15 protein-coding genes and 1 tRNA gene are annotated in these 15,611 nt (G+C 65.5%); 11 read left to right on the forward strand and 5 right to left on the reverse strand.

The features are described from left to right. Positions 1-171: 171 nt before the first annotated feature. Positions 172-534 carry a PilZ domain-containing protein gene (locus tag AC1GI4_RS00680; RefSeq protein ID WP_294272985.1) on the forward strand — a complete coding sequence of 121 codons (363 nt, stop codon included), beginning with the start codon at positions 172-174 and terminating at the stop codon, positions 532-534. A gap of 115 nt (positions 535-649) precedes the next feature. On the opposite strand, the gene AC1GI4_RS00685 is transcribed toward AC1GI4_RS00680, so the two are convergent. After that, a complete protein-coding gene (locus AC1GI4_RS00685; RefSeq protein ID WP_294272988.1) occupies positions 650-805 on the reverse strand; it encodes a DUF465 domain-containing protein in 156 nt (51 codons plus the stop codon). Between the two features lie 205 nt (positions 806-1,010). Between AC1GI4_RS00685 and AC1GI4_RS00690 the strand changes: the two genes are divergently transcribed. Beyond that, positions 1,011-1,208, forward strand: coding sequence for a YdcH family protein (locus AC1GI4_RS00690; protein WP_042482878.1), 198 nt, complete (start codon positions 1,011-1,013; stop codon positions 1,206-1,208). Between the two features lie 73 nt (positions 1,209-1,281). Continuing rightward, complete coding sequence (locus tag AC1GI4_RS00695; protein ID WP_479628177.1) at positions 1,282-1,743, forward strand: DUF1465 family protein; 462 nt, start codon at positions 1,282-1,284, stop codon at positions 1,741-1,743. A 13-nt stretch (positions 1,744-1,756) separates the two neighbouring features. Here the strand turns inward: AC1GI4_RS00695 and AC1GI4_RS00700 are convergent, their stop codons facing one another. Beyond that, on the reverse strand, positions 1,757-2,758 hold the full coding sequence (locus AC1GI4_RS00700) for an NAD(P)H-dependent flavin oxidoreductase (protein WP_479628178.1): 1,002 nt from the start codon (positions 2,756-2,758) through the stop codon (positions 1,757-1,759). 137 nt (positions 2,759-2,895) lie between these two features. Between AC1GI4_RS00700 and AC1GI4_RS00705 the strand changes: the two genes are divergently transcribed. Then, entirely contained in the window at positions 2,896-5,481 is a 2,586-nt protein-coding gene (locus AC1GI4_RS00705; RefSeq protein WP_479628179.1) for a M1 family metallopeptidase, read from the forward strand. A gap of 414 nt (positions 5,482-5,895) precedes the next feature. Next, complete coding sequence (locus AC1GI4_RS00710) at positions 5,896-7,500, forward strand: S10 family peptidase (protein WP_294273001.1); 1,605 nt, start codon at positions 5,896-5,898, stop codon at positions 7,498-7,500. Positions 7,501-7,608: 108 nt separating this feature from the next. Here the strand turns inward: AC1GI4_RS00710 and AC1GI4_RS00715 are convergent, their stop codons facing one another. From AC1GI4_RS00715 to AC1GI4_RS00725, 3 genes are all read right to left on the reverse strand, one after another. Continuing rightward, positions 7,609-8,052, reverse strand: a complete 444-nt coding sequence (locus AC1GI4_RS00715; RefSeq protein WP_479628180.1) for a hypothetical protein — start codon at positions 8,050-8,052, stop codon at positions 7,609-7,611. 110 nt (positions 8,053-8,162) lie between these two features. Further along, positions 8,163-8,238 (reverse strand) — tRNA-Lys (locus tag AC1GI4_RS00720). A gap of 148 nt (positions 8,239-8,386) precedes the next feature. Next, the gene (locus tag AC1GI4_RS00725) at positions 8,387-9,826 is read right to left on the reverse strand and encodes an NAD-dependent succinate-semialdehyde dehydrogenase (protein WP_479628181.1); all 1,440 of its coding nucleotides are present in this window, start codon (positions 9,824-9,826) and stop codon (positions 8,387-8,389) included. Between the two features lie 219 nt (positions 9,827-10,045). Between AC1GI4_RS00725 and AC1GI4_RS00730 the strand changes: the two genes are divergently transcribed. From AC1GI4_RS00730 to AC1GI4_RS00755, 6 genes are all read left to right on the forward strand, one after another. After that, complete coding sequence (locus AC1GI4_RS00730) at positions 10,046-11,086, forward strand: sulfate ABC transporter substrate-binding protein (RefSeq protein WP_479628182.1); 1,041 nt, start codon at positions 10,046-10,048, stop codon at positions 11,084-11,086. A 5-nt stretch (positions 11,087-11,091) separates the two neighbouring features. Then, entirely contained in the window at positions 11,092-11,922 is an 831-nt protein-coding gene (gene cysT, locus AC1GI4_RS00735) for a sulfate ABC transporter permease subunit CysT (protein ID WP_479628183.1), read from the forward strand. Then, positions 11,919-12,764 (forward strand): sulfate ABC transporter permease subunit CysW, encoded by an 846-nt coding sequence (gene cysW / locus AC1GI4_RS00740; RefSeq protein ID WP_479628184.1) that lies wholly within the window; start codon positions 11,919-11,921, stop codon positions 12,762-12,764. The genes cysT and cysW overlap by 4 nt, the downstream gene beginning before the upstream one ends. Next, positions 12,761-13,795, forward strand: coding sequence for a sulfate/molybdate ABC transporter ATP-binding protein (locus AC1GI4_RS00745; protein WP_479628185.1), 1,035 nt, complete (start codon positions 12,761-12,763; stop codon positions 13,793-13,795). Before cysW ends, AC1GI4_RS00745 begins: the two co-directional genes overlap by 4 nt. A gap of 144 nt (positions 13,796-13,939) precedes the next feature. Then, complete coding sequence (locus tag AC1GI4_RS00750; RefSeq protein ID WP_479630319.1) at positions 13,940-15,319, forward strand: phospholipase D-like domain-containing protein; 1,380 nt, start codon at positions 13,940-13,942, stop codon at positions 15,317-15,319. Beyond that, entirely contained in the window at positions 15,319-15,507 is a 189-nt protein-coding gene (locus AC1GI4_RS00755) for a DUF4169 family protein (RefSeq protein ID WP_479628186.1), read from the forward strand. The genes AC1GI4_RS00750 and AC1GI4_RS00755 overlap by 1 nt, the downstream gene beginning before the upstream one ends. Positions 15,508-15,611 lie beyond the last annotated feature (104 nt).

Below are 15,611 nucleotides of genomic sequence, written 5' to 3' on the forward strand. Positions count from 1 at the left end.
CCGGTTCCGACGCAAAAGACTTGCACCATCGGCCGACAGGTGGTTGGAGGCCGTTGCCATTTACCGGCTGGCAACGCGAGCTAGCGTATCGCATGATCGCGCGAGGAATAACGGATAGGCAGGGCGAACCCGATGGGGACCGCGAACCGCCTGTCCGCGAGTGGATTTGACATGGCCGAAGACGAAGTGGAACGCAGCGACCGGGCCGGACGGCGTGACAGTCTGTTGCTGATGGCACAGATGACGCTGGTCGACGAAACCGCGCCGCGCGACGTGCGTGTCCGCAACATTTCCGAAGGCGGCCTGATGGCCGAGTTGCCTGTTTCGGTGGAAATCGGAACGCCCGTCACGCTCGACTTGCGCGGGATCGGTCTGATCTCGGGGCGGATCGCCTGGTGCACCCAGGGCCGCGTGGGCGTGGCCTTCGATCGCCAGATCGACCCGACGCTGGTACGCAAGCCAGTCGGCGGCGGCACCACGACGCCGGAATATGCCAAGTCCGTCACCGGACTGAAAACGCGGCCCTTCCACTGATCGGAGGATCGCGGCAGTTGTTCGTCAATCCCCGTCCCGACCCGATCGGGACGGATTCGTCACGCCGGTGACAAGGGCCGCGGCGGGCCGGACGACCCGCGCGGCCGCGTCAAGGCTATAGGCCTTGCAGCTCTTCCTTCAATTTGAGTTTCTGCTTCTTCAAATCCGCAAGGATCAGCGCGTCTGGCACGGGACGCTGCGATTCGGCGCTGATTCGCCGGTCGAGCGTGGCGTGCTTGGTCTCCAGGGCCGTTTGATGCGCCGTGTGCATGGGCTTCAACCTCCTGTCATTGCTTGGGGGAATGATTAAAACACCAAAATCCCCCTCTGTCCCCATCCATTTTCGTCAGAATCGACCGGATGAGGCATTTGGCGCGACGACGTGTTGCCGCCTCTCGCGCCGTGCTCGCGGGCTTGCTAGAGGAACCCAACGGGCGTCGGACTTCCTCCGCGCCGGTCGCCGAAGGGGGAGCAGGATGGACGTCACGCTGGCACGCGCGCGGATCGACATGTTGCGCACCGAGCACCGCGATCTGGACGATGCCATCGCCGCTCTGCTGCAATCCTCGACGCCGGACCAGTTGCAGATCGCGCGGCTCAAGAAACGCAAATTGCGCCTGCGCGACGAACTGGCCGAACTGGAAGACCGGCTGATTCCCGACATCATCGCCTGATCGGTTCGTATCGGGACAGGGTGCCGCAAGCGCCGTCTTGTTCCTGATGCGTCCGCCATGCCAGCCATGCGGCATGACTGAAGCAGCGCCCGAATCTCCCTTTCATGCCAGGCTGACCGACAGCCTCTATGTCGAGGCCATGGCACTGGCGGAGACGGCGCGCGGATATTTCGACGGCATCGGGCGGAACGAGCGCGATGCCCTGGACCCGGTGTTGCGGGTCGCCTTTTCCTGCGAGTCGCTGAAGGTGACGACTCGACTGATGCACGTCATCGCCTGGGTCCTGACCCAACGCGCGGTTCAGGCGGGCGAGATGAATTGGGACGAGGCGCGACAGCCGGTGAGGCGGCTGGGCGCATCGCCCGATACGGACGAGGTGCAGCTCGCACTTCTGCCCGAAGCGGCGCAAGCGCTCACCCAGGCAAGCCTGGACCTGCATCGCCGCGTCGAGCGGCTCGACACCCTGGCCGATACCGATCCGTCGGCGACGAGTCCCGTGCTGGCGCTGCAGGCGCGATTGGGCCGGGCGTTTTAGGCCGGATCGACGTTCACGCCATTCCTGCTTTTGCAGGGGAGGAATAAGGAAGCGACAGCCTTTCCCGCGCCGCTTCATATTGCCGGCGCAGTTCGGCGATCCGTTCGGCGGCGGGCACGATGCGGTCGACCGCGCCGATACCCTGGCCCGCGCCCCAGATGTCACGCCAGGCCTTGGCGGCCTGCCCGCCGCCGAAGTTCATCGTCGTCACGTCTCCTTCGGGCAGGTTGTCGGGGTCGAGTCCCGCCGCCACGATCGAGGCGCGGAGGTAGTTGCCGTGCACCCCGGTAAACAGGCTGGAATAGACGATGTCGCTGGCATGGCCGTCGACCACCGCCTGCTTATAGGCCTCCGCCGCATTGGCCTCGACCGTGGCGATGAAGGGCGAGCCGATATAGGCGAAATCGGCGCCCATGGCCTGTGTGGCCAGGATCGCATCGCCCGTCGCGATCGCGCCTGCCAGCGCCAGGGGCCCGCCGAACCAGCTGCGGATTTCCTGCACCAGGGCAAAAGGCGACAGCCGCCCGGCATGGCCGCCCGCGCCCGTCGCCACGGCGATCAGACCGTCCGCGCCCTTTTCCACCGCCTTGCGTGCGAAGCGATCGTCGATCACGTCATGCAGCGTGATCCCGCCCCAGCTGTGGACGCCCGCATTCACATCCTCGCGGGCGCCCAGCGAGGTGATGACGATCGGCACCTTCCACTTCGCACACACCGCCAGATCCGCCTCTAGCCGATCGTTGGAGCGGTGGACGATCTGGTTGACCGCGAAGGGCGCCGCCGGCCGATCCGGATGTGCCCGGTCGTGCGCCGCCAGTTCCTCGGTGACGCGATGCAGCCATTCGTCGAGCAGGCTGGCGGGCCGCGCGTTCAGCGCCGGGAAGGAGCCGACTATGCCTGCCTTGCACTGGGCGATGACCAGGTCCGGATTGGAGATGATGAACAGAGGCGACCCGATGACGGGCAGCGCCAAACGGTTCAGGGGCGGGCGACTCAGGGCAGGGGGCAGGCTCATGGCTTTACGATAACGTAAAGGTAAAGCCTGTCCAGCGCCGCCGGGTCGCGTGCAACATTATTACATGACCGTCATTTGCTTTGAGCCGAACAGGGCGTAGAGATTTGCGCATTCCCTGTTGAAAGGCCCTGATTGCGATGAAGTCCGCCCTTTCCGTCCTGCTGGCCCTGACCGTCTCCACTCCGGCGCTGGCGGCGGGCCAGCTGCCCCAGACGGTCGCGCCGGTCCTGTACGATATCACCGTGCGTCCCGATGCGAAGGCGCTGACCTTCTCGGGCGAAGAGACCGTCGACGTCGACGTGAAGCAGTCGACCGCGACGATCGTGCTGAACGCGGCCGAACTGACGATCACGCGCGCGACCTTCGACGGAAAGCCGGTGCCCTTTGCGCTCGACAAGACGGCGCAGACGCTGACCCTCACCCTGCCGCAGGCGGCGAACGTCGGGCGGCACAGGGTCGGCTTTGCCTGGACGGGTACGATCAACCGTTCGGCCAATGGGCTTTTCGCGATCGACTATACCAACGCCGACGGCTCGGCCGACCGGATGCTGGCGACCCAGTTCGAGGCGCCGGATGCGCGTCGTTTCGCGCCGATGTGGGACGAACCCGCCTTCAAGGCGAAGTTCCGCCTGACCGCCACCGCGCCCAAGGGGCAGCGCGCGATCAGCAACATGCCCGCCGAGGCCGTGACGACGCAGGCCGATGGCAGCCAGCTCTATCGCTTCGGCGAAACGCCGGTGATGTCCAGCTACCTGCTGTTCTTCGGCTCAGGGAATCTCGACCGCAAGACGGTGGATGCCAACGGTGTCCAGATCGGCGTGGTCAGCCGCAAGGGTGTGGTCGACCAGGGTGACTATTCGCTGGGCGCGGCGACCAAGCTGCTGTCCTATTACAACGATTATTTCGGCACGCCCTATCCCTTGCCCAAGATGGACATGATCGCGGGGCCGGGCTCGAGCCAGTTCTTCGGCGCGATGGAGAATTGGGGTGCGATCTTCTATTTCGAGAATGAGCTGCTCTTCAATCCGCAGGTCATGAGCGAGAGCAACCGCCAGCGCATCTATACCGTCGTCGCGCATGAAATGGCGCACCAGTGGTTCGGCGACCTCGTCACCCCGCGCTGGTGGGACGACCTCTGGCTGAATGAGGGTTTCGCCTCGTGGATGGAGGGCAAGGCCAGCAACGACCTGAACCCGGCTTGGGAAGCGGCGGCCGCCAATGTCGCGGGCGAGCGCGAATCGGCGATGGGGATCGATGCGACCAGCGCCACCCACCCGATCATCCGCAAGGTCGAGACGGTCGACCAGATCGGCGAGGCGTTCGACAGCATCACCTATCTCAAGGGGCAGGCGGTCATCGGGATGCTCGAATCGACGCTGGGTGCCGATACGTTCCGCAAGGGCATCCGCGCCTATATGGCGAAGTACAAATATCAGAACACCGTGACCGACCAGCTCTGGGAAGAGCTGTCCAAGGCGTCCGGCACGAATGTCGCGACCATCGCACATGACTTCACGCTCCAGGGCGGCGTGCCGCTCATCACGATGCAGGGCGCACGTTGCGAGGGCGGCAAGACCGTCGCGATGCTGAGCCAGGGCCGCTTCGGCCTGGACGAGGCGTCAAAGGCGCCGCAGACTTGGCATGTGCCGATCCGCGTGGCGACCATCGGCGGGGCCGAGACGACCACGATCGTCACCGGCGCGGCACCCGCCCCGGTAACGGTCGGCGGCTGCGGCACGCTGGTCCTGAACCAGGGCAAGGGATCCTATACGCGCGTCATGTATGACGATGCGGGCCATGCCGCGATCGTGCGCGACTATGCCAAGCTGGCGCTGACCGACCGTTTGGGGACGCTGGGCGACGACTATGCGCTGGCGGCGGGTGGATATCAGGATCTGGGCCGCTGGTTCGACCTGATGGCGCAGGTGCAGCCCGAGGCCGATCCGCTGGAATGGGAAACGGTCGCGGGCGAATTGTCGCGTCTGAACGGGCTTTATAAGGCGACGCCGCTCGAAAAGCCGCTGCGCGCGCGGACGGCGGCGATCCTGTCGCCGGTGCTGGCGCGCATCGGCTTCGAGCCGAAGCCGGAGGACGGCGCGCTCGTCTCCAACCTGCGTGAGACGTTGATCGGGCAGCTGGGCACCAGCGGTGACGCCATGGTCGCGGCGCGCGCGCGGGGTTATGTCGCGGCACTCGCCAAGAACCCCAACGCTATTCCGGGGGCCATCCGCCAGCCGATCCTGGCGACCTATGCGACCCGCGCGACGGCGGCCGAATGGGATCGCCTGTACGAACTGGCCAAGGCCGAGCGCAATCCCGTCGTCAAGAACCGCTATGTCTCGCTACTGGGGTATGCGGAGGACGAAGGTGCGGCGCGTCGGGCGTTGAGCGTGCTGAAGGACAACACCTTCACCCCGCCGCAGCGCGCCGCGCTGCTCCGCTCGATCGCGGGCGCGCATCCCGACATGGCGTTCGACTGGGCGGTGGCGAACAAGCCGCTGGTCGACAGCTTCCTGGAGGAGAGCAACCGCGCGAGCTTCATCGTCGGGCTGGGCGCGGGCTCGAACGATCCCGCCATGCCCGGCAAGATCGAGGCCTGGGCCAACGCCAACCTGGCTGAAGGCTCGCGCGGCGGCGCCAAGCGCTCGATCTCGCAGATCGCGGTGCGCAAGGCGGTGGCCGAACGCCTGAAGCCCGCCGTTCAGACCTGGCTGGCGCGCTGATTGGAGCGGCTGGCGGGGAACAGTGTCCCCGCCAGCCTCCGAGCCATCCAACCTCCGGTCAGCCTGAGCGACGTCGAAGGCCAACGGAAAACCATAACCTCTTTGTTCCCCGGCGAAGGCCGGGGCCCAGTTTCGGCTAGGCTGAAAGGGAATGAAGGCGGCGAGGGGGGGCGGCCAAGGCGGGCGGTGCCCATTTGCCTCCCACGCAAATTCATCGTGCTATCGCGTCCGGGCAGAAACTGGACCCCGGCCTTCGCCGGGGAACGCCATTGGTTGAGCGTCTAGGCGTGGCCTTCGACTTCGCTCAGGCTGAACGTAGCAAGGGATAATTGGCCTAGGCCCCCGCAACCTCTTGCCACGCATGCGGAAACCGGGAACCATGACGCTTCCGTTATCCAATCCCGTGAGCCCTTCGTGATCCGCAACAGCCTCGCTCTCCTCTTCGCTGCCACCGCCCTGACCGCGCCGCTCGCCGCGCAGGAGGAGGGGGAGAAGAAGGCCCCGCATCACGAAGCCGCCAAGGCCGAGGCGGAGGCCGCCTGGGCGCGCGCGCCGCTGGAGGAAACCGAGGTCCGCCACCGCGACAGCGTGACCATCAACGGCCGCGCCTATCCCTATATCGCCTCGGCGGGCACGCTGACCGTCCGCGATATCGAGGGCAAGCCGACCGCCTCGATGTTCTACACCGCCTATACGCTCGACGGCACGAAGCCGGGCACCAAGCGGCCGGTGACGTTCCTCTATAATGGCGGGCCGGGGTCGCCTTCCTTCTGGCTGCGCATGGGGTCGTTCGCGCCGATCCGCATCCGCACGACCAGCCCCGAATTCATCCGGCCCGCGCCCTATGACGTGGGGCCGAACCCGGATTCGCTGCTCGACAAGACCGACCTCGTGTTCCTCGACGCGATCGGCACCGGCTATTCGCGACCGCTGGGCGATATGAAGCCTGCGCAATTCTATGGCGTGGACGAGGATGTCGACGTCTTTGCCGGAGCGATCCAGCGTTACGTCACCAAATATGGCCGCTGGATGAGCCCGAAATTCCTGCTCGGCGAAAGCTATGGCACGCTGCGCTCGGGCGCGCTGGCGTACCAGTTGCAGGAGCGGGGCATGGCGCTGAACGGCGTGGTGCTGCTCAGCTCGATCATGAATTACGGCTATCGTCAGCCGGGGCTCGATCAGGTCTATCTGAACTATCTGCCCAGCTATGCCGCAACCGCCTGGTATCACAATCGCTTGGCCGATCGCCCCGCCGATGTCGCGACGGTGGTGGCGCAGGCGCGGGCCTTTGCCGTCGGGCCCTATATGTCTGCGCTGGCCAAGGGGCAGAGCATCTCGCCCCAGGAGCGCGACCAGATCGCCGAGCAGATGAGCCGCCTGATCGGCATCTCGCCCGACTATATCAAGCGCGCGAACCTGCGCATCGACCTGCCGCGTTTTCAGAAGGAATTGCTGCGCGGTTCGGCGCGGACGGTCGGCCGGTTCGACTCGCGTTATCTCGGCATCGATACCGACGCGGCGGGTGAGGCGCCGGAGACGGATGCCTCTTCGGATGCGATTTCAGGGGCTTATATCGCGTCCTTCCAGGACTATCTGCAATCGACGCTCGGCTATAAGACCGAGCTGCCCTATCGCCTTTCCGCGCGTGATGCGGCGGGCTGGACCTGGAACTGGAAGCACAAGTCACCGGATGGTGGGCAGAACAACCCCAATACCGCCATCGACCTGGCCGCCGCGATGCGGGCAAACCCGTATCTGAAGGTGCTGTCGATGAACGGCTATTACGACATGGCGACCCCGTTCTTTGGCACCGAGAACGATCTGGGCCACATGATGCTGGAGCCTGCGCAACAGGCCAATCTGCGCTTCACCTATTATCCGGCCGGACACATGACCTATCTCAACCCCGACGCGCTGCGGAGCATGAAAGCCGACCTGTCGCGTTGGTATGACGAGGCGGTCAGCGATGCGAAGTCCGCGACCCCGCCGGTGCCGCCTTCGGGGCAGGGGGCGCGGTGAGCCCTTAAGAGGCCGCTGCTCAAATACGTCGTTGCCAAGACGACGGCGGCTCGACTGAACGGAGGTGGCGCACTTCCATCCCAATCACATCGAGCCCCGTCGCAAGGTTTAGTACTCTGGGCGTTCGTAAACCAAACCCTGCTCATGGGCCATCAGCAAGTCTTCGAAGAATTCCTTTACGTCATGGTCGGCATAATCGATGCATTCGCGTAGCTCTATTATGGAATCGTAATCGAATTTTATTAATTCGATTGATCCATGCATTTTTAGATGGGAGTCCGTGACATATTCCGGGTCATTATCTTCGTAGCGGAGTCCGAAGCGACCAGCGAAGGATAGCACTCTTCGCTCCAGTTCTCCCCACTTGAAACGAGCTTTGTCGTCGTACCCGTGGAGGCTGTCAGGGTGGCTGATAATGATCTCACGCTCATCGTCGCGGAAGCGCCCCTCTGGATTTTGTGTGCAGCCGATTTTTATAAGGTGAAGGGCCCGCTCGTCCTCATCATTGCATAACGCAGCATAGGTCCAACCGGGGACAGTCATATGGACCATTAAACCACCTCCTCATGAAACGAGACATTCGGTGGCATGGCCGTTCAAGCCGATGACCGATCTGTGAGATCAGTCGTACGAACGTGAAGTTAATAAGATTTAAACGAAAATGGTGGACGCACTTGGGCTCGAACCAAGGACCCGCTGATTAAGAGTCAGCTGCTCTACCAACTGAGCTATGCGTCCGATGCCGGTCTGCGGCATGGCGGGGAGCGTGTCCCCGTCTGGTGGGGCGCTGTTAGCCGAGCATGTCCGACCTGCCAAGAGGGTTTTTGACATTTTTCTTGCGGAAGAAAAATGGCCCGGCGCCGCGAGGGCGCCGGGCCGTGCGGGTTCAGGCGATGTGAACCGCCTTGGTAATCATGTGGTTGGCGATGCCCTCGGGTCCGTCTTCCGAGCCATAGCCGCTTTCCTTTACCCCGCCGAAGGGTGCGTCGCCCCAGCTCAGGCGGACGGTGTTGATCGCGATCATGCCCGCCTCGATCTCGTCGCCCAGCTGGTTTTGGCGACGGCCGTTCTCGGTGAAGCAATAGGCGCCCAGGCCGAAGGGCAGGCGGTTGGCCTCGGCGATCGCATCTTCGGTGGTGGCGAAGGGGCGGATCAGCGCGATCGGGCCGAACGGCTCCTCGTTCATCGCCTTGGCGTCGAGCGAGACGTCGGCCAGCACGGTAGGGGCAAAGAAGAAGCCGTCTCCGCCCTTCGCTTCGCCGCCGGTCAGCTTGCGCGCGCCGTTCCTGACCGCATCCTCGATCATCGCGCCGATCGCTTCGGGGCGGCGCGGATTGGCCATCGGGCCCATCTGCGTATCGGAGGACAGGCCGTCGCCGATCTTCAGCGCGGCCGCGCGCTCGGCAAAGCCCTTGGCGAAGCGCTCGTAAATCCCCTCCTGCACATGGAAGCGGGTGGGGGCCACGCACACCTGGCCCGCATTGCGGAACTTGTGGGTGACGAGCGTATCGAGCGTCTTGTCCAGATCGCAATCGTCGAACACCAGCACGGGGCCGTGGCCGCCCAGCTCCATGGTCGACTTCATCACCGTATCGGCGGCGAGCTTGAGCAGATGCTTGCCGACCGGCACCGACCCGGTAAAGCTGAGCTTGCGCGTGACCGGCGAGGCGAGCAGATGGCGCGACACTGCATCGGGCACACCGAAGACCAGCTGTGCAACATCGCCCGGCAGGCCCGCATCCTGGAAGCAGCGCAGGATCGCGATGGCGCTGGCCGGGGTTTCCTCGCTGGGCTTCAGGATGACCGAGCACCCCGCCGCGATGGCGGGCGACAGCTTGCGCACCGGGTTCATCACGGGGAAGTTCCAGGCACAGAAGGCCGCGACCGGGCCGACCGGCTGGTGCAGTACCAGCGAGCGCGTGCCGCTGGGGCGCGGAAGGACGCGGCCATAGATACGCACCGCCTCGCCCGCATGGAAGTCCAGCAGCGCGGCGGTCGCGGCGACCTCGCCCCGCGCCTCGCCGATCGGCTTGCCTTCCTCCAGCGTGGCGAGGCGGGCGAGATCCTCGGCGCGCTCGCGGACCAGCGCGGCGGTGCGATGGAGCACGGTGGCGCGCTCCTGCGGCGCGACCTTGCGCCACATCTCGAAACCGCGCGCGGCGGCCTCCAGCGCGCGGTCCATGTCGGCGGTGGTCGCCAGCGGCAGGTCGCCCAGCGCCTGGCCGGTCGCGGGGTTCAGCACGGCCTGGGTGTCGCGCCCCTCCGCCCCCAGCCATTCGCCGCCGATATAGAGGCCGGTCTTCACGTCGATCTGCGGGGCGGTCATGCGCGTCCTTTCCAAGACTATAAGCGATTGATGCGGGCGGGAGATCGTCCCTCGACCGTGCCGTTACAAGGGGCCGTTGCCGGGGTTCGTCGTGCCGGATGGGGCGTCCGTCGGGATCGGGGGAGCAAAAGCAGGGCTTTGTGCGTCCCAAGCTTTCCGGCATTTCCTATCGGGGGGATCGAGATAGGGTGTGCGGCGAAACAAAAGGGACGGGTCCTGATGCGAGCACCATTTCCGGCCATGACGGCCGCCTTGATGATCGGTACGATCAGTCTGGTCGGCGGCTTGTCCGGCTGTTCGGGCGGCGGCAACGGCAAGGGTTCGGTCGAGCTGTTGAACGTCAGCTACGATCCGACGCGCGAGCTCTACAAGGACGTCAACGCCGCCTTCGCCAAGGCGTATCAGGCGAAGACCGGCAAGACCGTCTCGTTCCGCATGAGCCATGGCGGGTCGGGCAAGCAATCACGCTCGGTCATCGACGGGCTGTCGGCGGATGTGGTGACGCTGGCGCTCGCCTATGACATCGACGCCATTGCCGAGCGGGCGAAGCTGCTGCCCGCCAACTGGCAGAGCCGCCTGCCCGACAACAGCGCGCCCTATACCTCGACCATCGTATTCCTGGTGCGCAAGGGCAATCCGAAGGGTATTCGCGACTGGGCCGATCTTGTGAAGCCGGGCGTGCAGGTCATCACGCCCAGTCCCAAGACCAGCGGCGGCGCGCGGTGGAATTTCCTGGCGGCCTGGGCTTACGGCAAAAAGGCGGGCGGATCGGACGCGGCGGCGCAGAAATATGTCGCCAGCCTCTATGCGCATGTGCCGGTGCTGGATTCGGGCGCGCGCGGGGCGACGACGACCTTTGTCGAACGCGGGCTGGGCGACGTGCTGCTCGCCTGGGAGAATGAGGCGCTGCTGTCCGAGAAGGAGCTGGGCGCGGGCAAGTTCGACATCGTCGTGCCATCGATCTCGATCCTGGCCGAGCCGCCGGTCGCCGTGGTCGACGCCAATGCCAAGGCGCATGGCACCGAACAGGTCGCGACCGAATATCTGAAGTTCCTCTACACGCCTGAGGGGCAGGAGATTGCCGCGCGCAACTTCTACCGTCCGCGCGATCAGGCGGTGCTGGCCAAATATGCCGCGACCTTTCCCAAGGTCGACATGGTGACGATCAAGGACTTCGGCGGCTGGGGCGCGGCGCAGAAGCGGTTCTTTGCCGATGGCGGGGTGTTCGACGCCATCTATGCCGGCGGCACGCGGCGCTGATTGCGGTGTCGGGAAAGGCGCGCCGCTCGGCGCTGCCCGGTTTCGGGCTGACCATGGGAATGACGCTGTTCTGGCTCGGGCTGATCGTGCTCGTGCCGCTGTCGGCGCTGGTCGTGCGGGCGGCGGGGATGGGCTGGGAAGGCTTTGCGGCGGCCGGATTGTCGCCGCGCGCGCTGGCCGCCTATCGGCTCAGCTTCGGCGCGGCGCTGGCGGCGGCGGCGGTCAATGCGGTCTTCGGGCTGCTGATCGCATGGATCCTGGTCCGCTATGACTTTCCCGGCAAGAAGCTGATCGACGCGGCGGTCGACCTGCCTTTCGCGCTGCCGACGGCGGTGGCGGGCATCGCGCTGGTCGCGCTTTATTCGGACAATGGCTGGGTCGGGTCGCTGCTCACGCCGCTGGGGATCAAGGTGGCCTATACGCCGTTGGGCGTTGCGATTGCGCTTATTTTCATAGGCTTGCCGTTCATTGTTCGCTCGGTCCAGCCGGTTATGGCGGACCTGGGCCGTGACGTAGAGGAAGCCGCCGCGACTTTGGGGGCGTCGCGGCTTCAGACTTTTGGCCGGATCATCCTGCCCGCGATCACGCCCGCGCTGCTGACCGGCTTCGCGCTCGCCTTCGCCCGGGGGGTTGGCGAATATGGCTCGATCATCTTCATCGCGGGCAACAAGCCCTTTCATTCGGAGATCGCGCCACTGCTCATCATCACCCAGCTCGAACAGTTCGACTATGACGGCGCGACCGCCATCGCCTGCGTGATGCTGGTCCTGTCCTTCGCGATGCTGCTGGTCGTCAATCTGCTCCAGGCGTGGCGCGCCAAGCGGGGGACGCGATGAGCGGTCCCAACCCCACCACGGTTGAAAGCCCCTGGGCGCGGCGGGCGCTGATCGGCGTCGGCTTCCTGTTCCTGGCGCTTTTCCTTTTCCTGCCGCTTATCATGGTCTTCGCAGGCGGACTGGCCAAGGGGTGGCAGGTGTTCGTCGCAGCGCTGGTCGACCCGGATGCGCTGGCGGCGATCCGCCTGACCCTGCTGGTCGCGGCGATCGCGGTGCCGGTCAATGCGGTGTTTGGTGTCGCGGCCTCCTGGGCCATCGCCAAGTTCGACTTTCGCGGAAAAAGCCTGCTCATCTCGCTGATCGACCTGCCTTTTTCGGTATCGCCGGTGGTGTCCGGCCTCATCTTCGTCCTGCTGTTCGGCGCGCAAGGGTGGCTGGGGCCGTGGCTGACCGCGCATGGCGTACGGATCATCTTCGCCGTCCCCGGGATCGTACTGGCGACCGTGTTCGTCACCTTCCCCTTCGTCGCACGCGAGCTGATTCCGCTGATGGCCGAGCAGGGGCGTGATGATGAGGAAGCGGCGCGGTCGCTGGGGGCGAGCGGATGGCAGACCTTCTGGCATGTCACGCTGCCCAATATCCGTTGGGGGCTGCTCTACGGCGTGCTGCTATGCAATGCCCGCGCGATGGGCGAGTTCGGCGCGGTGTCGGTGGTGTCGGGGCATATCCGGGGCCTGACCAACACCATGCCCTTGCATGTCGAGATCCTGTACAATGAATATGACTTTGTCGGCGCGTTCGCGGTGGCGTCCCTGCTCGCCTCGCTCGCGCTGGTGACCTTGGGAGTGAAGACGGTGCTGGAATGGCGTTTCGGCATCCACCGGGCGGGAGCCGCGCATTGAGCATCGTCGTTGAGAATATCTCCCGCCGCTTCGGCGGGTTCACCGCGCTGGACCGGGTGTCGCTGGAGACGAAGCCGAGCGAGTTCCTGGCGCTGCTCGGCCCGTCGGGTTCGGGCAAGACCACCTTGCTCCGCACCATCGCAGGGCTGGACTTCGCGGACGAGGGTCATGTCCTGTTCGACGGACAGGACATGACCGGCACCCCGGCCGCCGAGCGGCGGATCGGCTTCGTGTTCCAGAATTACGCGCTGTTCCGCCACATGACGGTGGCCGACAACATCGCCTTCGGCCTGACCGTGCGAAAGCGGCGCGATCGGCCTGCCAAGGCGGTGATCGCGGCGAAGGTCGCCGAACTGCTGGAATTGATCCAGCTGCCGCAACTGGGCGATCGTTATCCCGCGCAGCTGTCGGGTGGCCAGCGGCAGCGCGTGGCGCTCGCCCGTGCGCTCGCCATCGAACCGCGCCTATTGCTGCTCGACGAGCCGTTCGGTGCGCTTGACGCGCAGGTGCGCAAGGATTTGCGCGGCTGGCTGCGGCGGATTCATGACGGGACGGGGCTGACCTCGATCTTCGTGACGCACGACCAGGAAGAGGCGCTGGAGATCGCCGACCGTATCGTCGTGATGCGCGGCGGCGTGATCGAGCAGGTCGGCACCCCAGCCGAGGTGCAGAGCGCGCCCGCCACCGCCTTCGTATCGTCCTTCATCGGCGAGACGAACCGGCTGCCGGTGATGCGGCGCGACGGAGCCGCGCTGATCGGCGACGGACTGGCGACCTTGCCCGACGAAGCGCGCGGGCAGGGGGCGGGGGAAATCCATATCCGCCCGCACGATGTCGAACTGGCCGAGCCGGGCGCGACCAGCGCGCTGACCATCACCGTCCTCGCCAGCCGCCCGATCGGTCGATCCCGCCGGGTCACGGCGGAGGTTGCTGGTATGGCCGAACCGCTGACCTTCGATCTTCCGGTGGCGGCCGACGCCGTGCCGGGGCAGTCGCTATCGATTCGACCGATCCGCTACCGCATCTTCTGACCCCCTTTTGTGTTTGAACGGGCGTGACGTTTCCGCACGGGCATTTGCCAGCGCGGGATCGTCGGGGCATGACGCACGCGTGAACAGGGGAGAGCGTCGTTGAAGGTCGGACAGGAATGCTGGCGGATCGAGCAGGCCGACCGGATGGCGGTCATCATCGATGCGGAGGAATATTTCCGCATGGCCCGGCGCGCGATGCTGAATGCGCGGCGCCGGATCCTGCTGATTGGCTGGGATTTCGACGCGCGTATCGTCCTCGACCATGACGAGGCGCCGGGCGAGACGGTGGGCGACTTCATCTATTCACTGGTCCAGCGTCAGCCCGAGCTGGAGATCTTCCTGCTCCGCTGGGATACCGGCGCGATCAAATCGCTGTTCCGGGGCAAGACCTTCTTCACCGTCCTAAAGTGGATGACGCACAGCCGCATCCACACCAAGCTGGACGGCCATCACCCGATCGCGGCCTCACACCACCAGAAGATCGTCATCATCGACGACCAGTTCGCCTTTTGCGGCGGTATCGACATGACCAGCGAGCGGTGGGACACACGCGAGCACCGCGACGACGATCCCAGACGCACGCGGCCCGGCGGGCAGCCCTACAAGCCCTGGCACGACGCGATCAGCGCGGTGGAGGGGCCGGTGACCCATGCGCTGGGCGAGTTGTTCCGTGCGCGCTGGCACGCGGCCGGGGGCAAGCCGATGGGCCCCGCCGTGCCGGGCGCAAGCTGCTGGCCGGAAGGGTTGGAGCCCGACTTCAAGGATCAGCCGGTCGCGATCGCGCGCACTATGCCGGAGATGGACGACCAGACGGCGGTGCATGAGAATGAGGCACTGTTCCTCGCCCAGATCGCGCGGGCCGAGCGCTACGTCTATATCGAGAGCCAGTATTTCGCCTCGCGCCGGGTGGCCGAGGCGATCGCCCGGCGGCTGGACGAGGAAAACGGCCCGGAATTCGTCATCGTCAACCCGCTGACCGCGCAAGGTTGGCTGGAGCCGATCGCGATGGACACGGCACGCGCACGGCTGGTCGAGGCGTTGCGGCGGCGCGACCGGCATGGGCGCTTTCGGCTCTATCATCCGTTCACGGCGGGGGGCGAGGCGATCTATTGCCACGCCAAGATCCTGATCGCCGACGATCGGGTCTTCCGCCTGGGCTCGTCCAACCTCAACAACCGCTCGATGCGGTTGGATACCGAATGCGACCTCGCGATCGCCGTAGAGAAGGACAGTGCGGCGGGGCAGCGGATCGGGGCAATCCGCGACGACTTGCTGGGCGAGCATCTGGGCGTGGCGACCAAGCTGGTAGGCGAGACGGTCGCCCGGACAGGCTCGCTGATCGCGGCGGTCGAGGTGCTGCGCGGACGGCCGGGCCGGACCCTGCGCCCCTATGAGGTGCCCGACCTGTCGAGCGTGGAGGAATGGCTGGCCGATAACGAAGTGCTCGACCCCGAAGGGCCGGACGAGATGTTCGAGGCGTTCAGCCAGCGAAAGGGCCTGTTTCGGCGGCTGCGGCGGCACTGATGGCGGAGATCATCAATTTCCGTCAGGCGCGTAAAGGTCTGGCTCGTAAGGCAGCCGAGCAGCAGGCGGTGGAGAACCGTGCACGGTTCGGGCGGAGCAAGGCCGAGAAGCAGCGGGATGCGGCCGAGCAGGAACGGCTGCGCAAGGAACTGGACGGGGCCAAGCGAGAGGACATTCCTCCCCGGTAAGGGGAGGGGGACCATGCGCAGCATGGTGGAGGGGGCGTGCCGCAAGGGTATGTCCTATGAGGAAGCCCCCCTCCGTCAGGGCTGACGCCCTGCCACCTCCCCGT

The organism is Sphingomonas sp. 77B (assembly GCF_056497825.1).

Bases quoted from the DNA above. Each gene is read 5' to 3' on its own strand.
- AC1GI4_RS00680 (WP_294272985.1), top strand. From the start codon at position 172: ATGGCCGAAGACGAAGTGGAACGCAGCGACCGGGCCGGACGGCGTGAC.
- AC1GI4_RS00685 (WP_294272988.1), bottom strand. From the start codon at position 805: ATGCACACGGCGCATCAAACGGCCCTGGAGACCAAGCACGCCACGCTC.
- AC1GI4_RS00690 (WP_042482878.1), top strand. From the start codon at position 1,011: ATGGACGTCACGCTGGCACGCGCGCGGATCGACATGTTGCGCACCGAG.
- AC1GI4_RS00695 (WP_479628177.1), top strand. From the start codon at position 1,282: ATGACTGAAGCAGCGCCCGAATCTCCCTTTCATGCCAGGCTGACCGAC.
- AC1GI4_RS00700 (WP_479628178.1), bottom strand. From the start codon at position 2,758: ATGAGCCTGCCCCCTGCCCTGAGTCGCCCGCCCCTGAACCGTTTGGCG.
- AC1GI4_RS00705 (WP_479628179.1), top strand. From the start codon at position 2,896: ATGAAGTCCGCCCTTTCCGTCCTGCTGGCCCTGACCGTCTCCACTCCG.
- AC1GI4_RS00715 (WP_479628180.1), bottom strand. From the start codon at position 8,052: ATGGTCCATATGACTGTCCCCGGTTGGACCTATGCTGCGTTATGCAAT.
- AC1GI4_RS00725 (WP_479628181.1), bottom strand. From the start codon at position 9,826: ATGACCGCCCCGCAGATCGACGTGAAGACCGGCCTCTATATCGGCGGC.
- AC1GI4_RS00730 (WP_479628182.1), top strand. From the start codon at position 10,046: ATGCGAGCACCATTTCCGGCCATGACGGCCGCCTTGATGATCGGTACG.
- cysW (WP_479628184.1), top strand. From the start codon at position 11,919: ATGAGCGGTCCCAACCCCACCACGGTTGAAAGCCCCTGGGCGCGGCGG.
- AC1GI4_RS00750 (WP_479630319.1), top strand. From the start codon at position 13,940: ATGGCGGTCATCATCGATGCGGAGGAATATTTCCGCATGGCCCGGCGC.
- AC1GI4_RS00755 (WP_479628186.1), top strand. From the start codon at position 15,319: ATGGCGGAGATCATCAATTTCCGTCAGGCGCGTAAAGGTCTGGCTCGT.